Here is a 6,835-nt window from a genome sequence, read left to right as displayed (position 1 = left end):
GACGACGGTCACCGGCGTCGAGATGTTCCGCAAGCTGCTGGACCAGGGCCAGGCGGGCGACAACATCGGCGCGCTGCTGCGCGGCACGAAGCGCGAGGACGTGGAGCGCGGTCAGGTGCTTGCGGCGCCCGGCTCGATCACGCCGCACACGAAGTTCAAGGCCGAGGCGTACGTGCTGACGAAGGAGGAAGGCGGCCGCCACACGCCGTTCTTCACGAACTATCGTCCGCAGTTCTACTTCCGCACGACGGACGTGACGGGCGTCGTCTCCCTGCCGGAAGGCGTGGAGATGGTGATGCCGGGCGACAACGTGTCGATGGACGTGGAGCTGATCGCGCCGATCGCGATGGACGAAGGGCTGCGCTTCGCGATCCGCGAAGGCGGCCGCACCGTCGGCGCCGGCGTCGTCGCGAAGATCACGGCGTAACGGCAGGAACGCGGGTCCCAGACCATGGACAACCAGAACATCCGCATCCGCCTCAAGGCGTTCGATCACCGCGTGCTGGACGGCAGCACGCGGGAGATCGTGAACACCGCGAAGCGGACCGGCGCGCGCGTGCGGGGACCCATTCCCCTGCCGACGCATATCGAGCGGTTCACGGTGAACCGCTCGCCCCACGTGGACAAGAAGTCGCGCGAGCAGTTCGAGATCCGGACTCATCGTCGTCTTCTCGACATCGTCGACCCCACCCCGCAGACCGTGGACGCGCTGATGAAGCTCGACCTGGCCGCAGGCGTGGACGTCGAGATCAAGATCTGAGGGCGAAGCCATGGCCGCGAAGACGGGTCGCACGGGCCTGATCGCGAAGAAGCTGGGCATGTCCCGGCTGTTCAACGAGGACGGCTCGACCGTTCCCGTGACGCTGCTGCACGTGGACAATGTCCGCGTCGTGGCGAAGCGCACGGCTGACAAGGATGGCTACGAGGCGATCCAGCTCGGCATCGGCAGCGCGAAGCCCAAGAACGTCAGCAAGGCGAACAAGGGTCACTTCGCGAAGGCCGGCGTCGAGGCGCCGATGAAGGTGGTCGAGTTCCGCGTCGGCTCCGACGCGACGCTCGACACCGGGGCGAAGCTGTCCTCCGCGCATTTCGTGAAGGGCCAGAAGGTCGACGTCACGGGCGTGACGGTCGGCAAGGGCTTCGCGGGTGCGATGAAGCGCTGGAACTTCTCGGGTCTCGAGGCGTCGCACGGCGTGTCGATCAGCCACCGTTCGCACGGGTCCACCGGCAACCGCCAGGATCCGGGCAAGACCTTCAAGAACAAGAAGATGGCCGGCCATCTCGGTGTCGAGCGCGTGACCACCCAGAACCTGGAAGTGGCCGGCGTCGATGCGGAGAAGGGCCTGCTGCTGATCAAGGGCGCCGTCCCGGGTTCCAAGGGCGGGTATGTGCTGGTGCGCGACGCGGTGAAGCGCGCGCGCCATGCCGACGCGCCCTTCCCGGCGGCCGTGGCCTGAGGATCCGGACGATGCAGGTCAACGTCATCACCCTCGACAACGCCCCGGCGGGCGAGATCGAACTGCCCGCCGAGGTGTTCGGCGCCGCGCCGCGCGCCGACATCATGGCGCGCGTCGTGCACTGGCAGCTGGCCAAGCGCCGCGCCGGGACGCACAAGGCGAAGGGCATGGGCGAGGTCTCCGGGACCACGAAGAAGCCCTATCGCCAGAAGGGCACCGGCAATGCGCGCCAGGGCTCGCTGCGCGCCCCGCAGTACCGCAAGGGCGGCGTGGTGCATGGCCCGGTCGTGCGCGACCATGGCTACAGCCTGAACAAGAAGGTCCGTCGCCTCGGGCTGATCTCGGCGCTGTCGATGAAGGCCGCCGCGGGCAAGCTCGTCGTGATCGACACGGCGAACCTGCCGGCCGACGCCAAGACTGGCCAGATCGCGGCGAAGCTCAAGGCCCTGGGCTGGAAGAGCGCGCTGGTGGTGGACGCCGCGGCGGACGAGAACTTCGCCCGCGTCGTGCGCAACCTGCCGAAGGTGCAGGTGCTGCCGACCATCGGCGCCAACGTGTACGACATCCTGAACCACGACGTGCTCGCGGTGACGCGCGCCGGCGTGGAGGCGCTGAAGGAGCGGCTGGCATGAGCGACGCGCCCAAGCCGAAGCGTCCCGTGATCGGGCGGGAGCGGATGTACCAGACCATCCTCTCCCCGCTGGTCACCGAGAAGGCGACGCTGAACACCGAGCGCGGCCAGGTCACCTTCAAGGTGGCCCCGGACGCGACGAAGCCGCAGATCAAGGCGGCGGTCGAAGGGCTGTTCGGCGTGAAGGTGCTTGCCGTGAACACCATCGTGGTGAAGGGCAAGTCGAGGCAGTTCCGCGGCCGTCCGGGCCAGCGGTCCGACTGGAAGAAGGCGATGGTGCGCCTGGCCGAGGGCCAGAGCATCGACCTCACGACGGGGCTCGCGTAAGCCATGGCGTTGAAGAACTTCAACCCGGTCACCCCCTCCCTCCGCGGGACGATCCTCATCGATCGGTCCGAGCTGTGGAAGGGCGCGCCGGTCAAGGGCCTGACCGAAGGCAAGCATTCCTCGGGCGGGCGCAACAACCACGGCCGCATCACCGTCCGCTTCCGTGGCGGCGGACACAAGCGCGCCTACCGCATCGTGGACTTCAAGCGCCGCGCCAAGTTCGGCATGCCGGGCGTGGTGGAGCGGCTGGAGTACGACCCCAACCGCACCGCCTTCATCGCGCTGGTGAAGTACCAGGATGCGGAACTCGCCTACATCATCGCGCCGCAGCGCCTGAAGGTGGGCGACACGGTGATCGCGGGCGAGAAGGTCGACGTGAAGCCGGGCAACGCCATGCCGATGGCGGCGATCCCGGTCGGCACGATCATCCACAACATCGAGCTGAAGCCCGGTGCCGGCGGCAAGCTGGCGCGTTCGGCGGGCACCTTCGCGCAGCTGGTCGGCAAGGACGGCGGCTACGCGCAGGTGAAGCTGATGTCGGGCGAACTGCGGCTGATCCGGTCGGAGTGCATGGCGTCGATCGGCGCCGTGTCCAACCCGGACAACAGCAACCAGCAGCTCGGCAAGGCGGGCCGCAACCGCTGGCTCGGCCGCAAGCCGCACAACCGCGGCGTGACCATGAACCCGATCGACCACCCGCATGGTGGCGGCGAAGGCCGCACCTCGGGCGGCCGTCATCCGGTCACGCCCTGGGGCAAGCCGACCAAGGGTGCCAAGACCCGCAACAACAAGCGGACCGACGGGCTTATCGTCCGGCGCCGCAATGTGACGAAGGGCTGACGCATATGGCGCGCAGCGTCTGGAAGGGGCCGTTCGTCGACGGCTACCTGCTGAACAAGGCGGAGGCCGCGCGGGCCTCGACGCGCAACGAGATCATCAAGATCTGGTCGCGTCGCAGCACGATCCTGCCGCAGTTCGTCGGCCTGACCTTCGGCGTCTACAACGGCAAGAAGTTCCTGCCGGTGCAGGTGACGGAGAACATGGTGGGCCACAAGTTCGGCGAGTTCTCGCCGACGCGCACCTTCACCGGCCACGCGGCCGACAAGAAGGCGAAGCGGGGCTGATCCGATGAGCAAGCCGAAGCATCCCCGCGGTATCGCGGACACGGAAGCGCAGGCGGTGACGTGGAACATCCGCGTCTCCCCCCGCAAGCTGAACCTGGTTGCCGCGATGATCCGCGGCAAGAAGGCGCAGGACGCGGTCGCGCAGCTGACCTTCAGCAAGCGCCGCATCGCGGGCACCGTGAAGAAGACGCTCGAGAGCGCGATCGCGAACGCCGAGAACAACCACAGTCTCGATGTCGACCGCCTGGTCGTCTCCAAGGCCGAGGTCGGGCGCGCGCAGGTGATGAAGCGCTTCCACGCGCGTGGCCGCGGCCGCGCCTCCCGCATCGAGAAGTGGTTCAGCCACCTCAAGATCGTGGTGGCCGAGCAGACGGTGCAGGCGCCGGCGGCAGAGCAGGAGGCCGCGTAATATGGGCCAGAAAGTCAATCCGATCGGGCTCCGGCTCGGCATCAACCGCACCTGGGACAGCCGCTGGTTCGCGAGCGCGGACTACGCCAAGCTGCTGCACGAGGACTTCAAGCTGCGCGAGACGCTGCGCGAGCGCCTGAAGGGCGCGGGCGTGTCCCGCGTGGTGATCGAGCGTCCGGCCAAGAAGCCCCGCGTGACGATCCACGCCGCCCGCCCGGGCGTCGTGATCGGCAAGAAGGGCGCGGACATCGAGGTGCTGCGCAAGGACCTCATGAAGATGGCCGGCGCGGAAGTGGCGCTGAACATCGTCGAGATCCGCAAGCCCGAGATCGACGCGACGCTGGTGGCCGAGAACATCGCCCAGCAGCTGGAGCGCCGCGTGGCCTTCCGCCGCGCGATGAAGCGCGCCGTCCAATCCGCCATGCGCCTGGGCGCCGGCGGCATCCGCATCAACTGCTCCGGCCGTCTTGGCGGGGCCGAAATCGCGCGCATGGAGTGGTATCGCGAGGGCCGCGTGCCCCTGCATACGCTTCGCGCCGATATCGACTTCGGCACGGCGACCGCGAAGACCACCTATGGCACCTGCGGTGTGAAGGTGTGGATCTTCAAGGGCGAGATCATGGGGCACGATCCGATGGCGCAGGACAAGCGCGCCGCGGAACAGGCGCCCCAGCGCTGAAGGTGAAGGACCATGCTGCAGCCTAAGCGCACCAAGTTCCGCAAGGCCCACAAGGGCCGCATCCACGGCGTCGCCAAGGGAGGGTTCACGCTCTCCTTCGGCGGCTTCGGCCTGAAGGCGCTCGAGCCCGAGCGGGTGACCGCGCGGCAGATCGAGGCGGCCCGCCGCGCGATCACGCGCGCCATGAAGCGCCAGGGCCGCGTGTGGATCCGCATCTTCCCGGATGTGCCGGTTTCGACGAAGCCGGCGGAAGTCCGCATGGGGTCCGGCAAGGGCGCGCCCGAATACTGGGTGTGCCGCGTGAAGCCGGGCCGGATCATGTTCGAGATCGACGGCGTCCCTGCCGAGACGGCGCGTGAAGCGCTCGGCCTCGGCGCGGCGAAGCTGCCGATCAAGACCAAGTTCGTCACCCGCCTGGGTGCGGAGGCCTGACATGGCTGCGACCAAGATCGGCGACATCCGCACCAAGTCGGCGGACGAGCTCAACGGCATGCTGCTCGACCTGCGCAAGGAGCAGTTCAACCTGCGTTTCCAGCGCGCGACCGGCCAGCTTGAGGCGCTGTCGCGCATCAAGCAGGTCCGGCGCGACATCGCGCGGGTGAAGACAATCATCGGGGAGCGGGCGCGCGCAGCCGCCGGCTCCCAGGCCTGAGAGGAGACCGACGGCGATGCCGAAGCGCGTCCTCACCGGGCGGGTCGTCAGCGACAAGACGGACAAGACCATCACGGTCCTGGTCGAACGTCGCGTGATGCATCCGCTCTACAAGAAGTTCATCCGGCGCTCGAAGAAGTATGCCGCGCATGACGACGCCAACCTGTGCAAGGAAGGCGACGTGGTGCAGATCGAGGAATGCCGGCCGATCAGCAAGACGAAGTCCTGGGTGGTGATCGAGCGCAACGGCGCCGCGGTCGACCGTCCGGCCTTCATCGGCGCTGCGGAGGCCTGATCCATGATCCAGGTCGAGAGCAACCTCGAAGTCGCGGACAATTCCGGCGCGCGGCGCGTCCAGTGCATCAAGGTGCTGGGCGGGTCCAAGCGGAAGACCGCGGGCGTGGGCGACGTGATCGTCGTCTCCGTCAAGGAAGCGATTCCGCGCGGCAAGGTGAAGAAGGGGACGGTGGAGCGCGCGGTGATCGTGCGCACCGCCTACCCGGTGCGCCGTGCCGACGGTACGGTGATCCGCTTCGACCGCAACGCGGCCGTACTGATCAACAAGCAGAACGAGCCGATCGGCACGCGCATCTTCGGACCCGTGGTGCGTGAGCTGCGGGCGAAGAAGTTCATGAAGATCATCTCGCTGGCGCCGGAGGTGCTGTAAGGCCATGGCCGCCAAGATCAGGAAGGGCGACCGCGTCCAGGTCCTCACGGGCAAGGACAAGGGCCGCCAGGGCGAAGTGATCCGTGTGAACCCGACCGAGGGCCGCGCCCTCGTGCAGGGGATCAACATGGTGAAGCGGCATGAGAAGCCGCAGGGCATGGGCCGCCCCGGCGGCATCAACGAGAAGGAGGCCGCGATCCACCTCTCGAACCTGGCCCTGCTCGACCCGAAGTCTGGCAAGCCGACCCGCGTCGGCTTCAAGACTCTCGAGGACGGCAAGAAGGTCCGGGTGGCGAAGGCCTCCGGCGAGGTGCTCGACGCATGAGCGAAGCGATGGAGAAGCCGCGCCTGCGGCAGCACTACGACGAGGTCGTGCGCAAGCGCCTCGTCGAGGAATTCGGGTACAAGAACCCGATGGAAGTGCCGAAGCTCGAGAAGATCGTGATCAACATGGGCGTCGGCGAAGCCGCCGGCGACCAGAAGAAGCTCGACGCCGCGGTGGCCGAGCTGACGTTGATCGCGGGCCAGAAGCCGGTGAAGACCAAGGCGAAGAAGGCGATCGCGGGCTTCAAGATCCGCGAGGGCCAGGCGATCGGCACGAAGGTGACGCTGCGCCAGGCGCGGATGTACGAGTTCCTCGACCGGCTCGTCACCATCGCGCTGCCGCGCGTGCGCGACTTCCGCGGCCTGCCCGGAAGCAAGGGCTTCGACGGTCGGGGGAATTTCTCCCTCGGCCTGAAGGAGCAGATCGTGTTCCCCGAGATCAACTACGACAAGGTGGACGCGATCCGCGGCATGGACATCGTCTTCGTCACGACGGCGAAGACGGACAAGGAAGCGAAAGCCTTGCTCAAGGCGTTCGAGCTTCCCTTCCAGAACTGATTTTTGG

Annotated in this window: 15 protein-coding genes; all 15 read left to right on the top strand. The window is 67.5% G+C overall.

The window, feature by feature from the left end:
• Nucleotides 1-427, top strand: a 427-nt coding sequence (locus tag J5Y09_RS21940) for an EF-Tu C-terminal domain-related protein (protein WP_342451528.1), incomplete at its 5' end; no start/stop codon positions are given.
• Nucleotides 428-451: 24 nt separating this feature from the next.
• The gene (gene rpsJ / locus J5Y09_RS21935; RefSeq protein ID WP_137127378.1) at nt 452-760 is read left to right on the top strand and encodes a 30S ribosomal protein S10; all 309 of its coding nucleotides are present in this window, start codon (nt 452-454) and stop codon (nt 758-760) included.
• Nucleotides 761-770: 10 nt separating this feature from the next.
• Complete coding sequence (gene rplC / locus J5Y09_RS21930) at nt 771-1,457, top strand: 50S ribosomal protein L3 (protein WP_209353996.1); 687 nt, start codon at nt 771-773, stop codon at nt 1,455-1,457.
• An 11-nt stretch (nt 1,458-1,468) separates the two neighbouring features.
• Nucleotides 1,469-2,089, top strand: coding sequence for a 50S ribosomal protein L4 (gene rplD, locus J5Y09_RS21925; protein WP_209353995.1), 621 nt, complete (start codon nt 1,469-1,471; stop codon nt 2,087-2,089).
• Between the two features lie 29 nt (nt 2,090-2,118).
• On the top strand, nt 2,119-2,415 hold the full coding sequence (locus J5Y09_RS21920) for a 50S ribosomal protein L23 (protein ID WP_432761246.1): 297 nt from the start codon (nt 2,119-2,121) through the stop codon (nt 2,413-2,415).
• A gap of 3 nt (nt 2,416-2,418) precedes the next feature.
• Nucleotides 2,419-3,255 (top strand): 50S ribosomal protein L2, encoded by an 837-nt coding sequence (gene rplB, locus J5Y09_RS21915; protein ID WP_209353993.1) that lies wholly within the window; start codon nt 2,419-2,421, stop codon nt 3,253-3,255.
• A 5-nt stretch (nt 3,256-3,260) separates the two neighbouring features.
• A complete protein-coding gene (gene rpsS / locus J5Y09_RS21910; protein WP_198375857.1) occupies nt 3,261-3,539 on the top strand; it encodes a 30S ribosomal protein S19 in 279 nt (92 codons plus the stop codon).
• A 4-nt stretch (nt 3,540-3,543) separates the two neighbouring features.
• Nucleotides 3,544-3,948, top strand: a complete 405-nt coding sequence (gene rplV, locus J5Y09_RS21905; protein ID WP_209353992.1) for a 50S ribosomal protein L22 — start codon at nt 3,544-3,546, stop codon at nt 3,946-3,948.
• 1 nt (nt 3,949) lies between these two features.
• Entirely contained in the window at nt 3,950-4,627 is a 678-nt protein-coding gene (gene rpsC, locus J5Y09_RS21900; RefSeq protein ID WP_209353991.1) for a 30S ribosomal protein S3, read from the top strand.
• A 12-nt stretch (nt 4,628-4,639) separates the two neighbouring features.
• Complete coding sequence (rplP, locus tag J5Y09_RS21895) at nt 4,640-5,059, top strand: 50S ribosomal protein L16 (RefSeq protein WP_209353990.1); 420 nt, start codon at nt 4,640-4,642, stop codon at nt 5,057-5,059.
• A 1-nt stretch (nt 5,060) separates the two neighbouring features.
• Entirely contained in the window at nt 5,061-5,279 is a 219-nt protein-coding gene (gene rpmC, locus J5Y09_RS21890; RefSeq protein WP_209353989.1) for a 50S ribosomal protein L29, read from the top strand.
• A 16-nt stretch (nt 5,280-5,295) separates the two neighbouring features.
• The gene (gene rpsQ / locus J5Y09_RS21885; RefSeq protein ID WP_209353988.1) at nt 5,296-5,574 is read left to right on the top strand and encodes a 30S ribosomal protein S17; all 279 of its coding nucleotides are present in this window, start codon (nt 5,296-5,298) and stop codon (nt 5,572-5,574) included.
• A 3-nt stretch (nt 5,575-5,577) separates the two neighbouring features.
• Nucleotides 5,578-5,946 (top strand): 50S ribosomal protein L14, encoded by a 369-nt coding sequence (gene rplN, locus J5Y09_RS21880; protein ID WP_198375863.1) that lies wholly within the window; start codon nt 5,578-5,580, stop codon nt 5,944-5,946.
• 4 nt (nt 5,947-5,950) lie between these two features.
• On the top strand, nt 5,951-6,271 hold the full coding sequence (rplX, locus tag J5Y09_RS21875) for a 50S ribosomal protein L24 (protein WP_209353987.1): 321 nt from the start codon (nt 5,951-5,953) through the stop codon (nt 6,269-6,271).
• On the top strand, nt 6,268-6,828 hold the full coding sequence (gene rplE, locus J5Y09_RS21870) for a 50S ribosomal protein L5 (protein WP_209353986.1): 561 nt from the start codon (nt 6,268-6,270) through the stop codon (nt 6,826-6,828). The genes rplX and rplE overlap by 4 nt, the downstream gene beginning before the upstream one ends.
• Nucleotides 6,829-6,835: the final 7 nt, after the last annotated feature.

This window comes from Roseomonas nitratireducens, assembly GCF_017813355.1.
GTDB classification, from domain to species: Bacteria; Pseudomonadota; Alphaproteobacteria; order Acetobacterales; family Acetobacteraceae; genus Neoroseomonas; species Neoroseomonas nitratireducens.
Note: the sequence above shows the minus strand (reverse complement) of the source record. Positions and strands in the feature narration are given on the sequence as shown.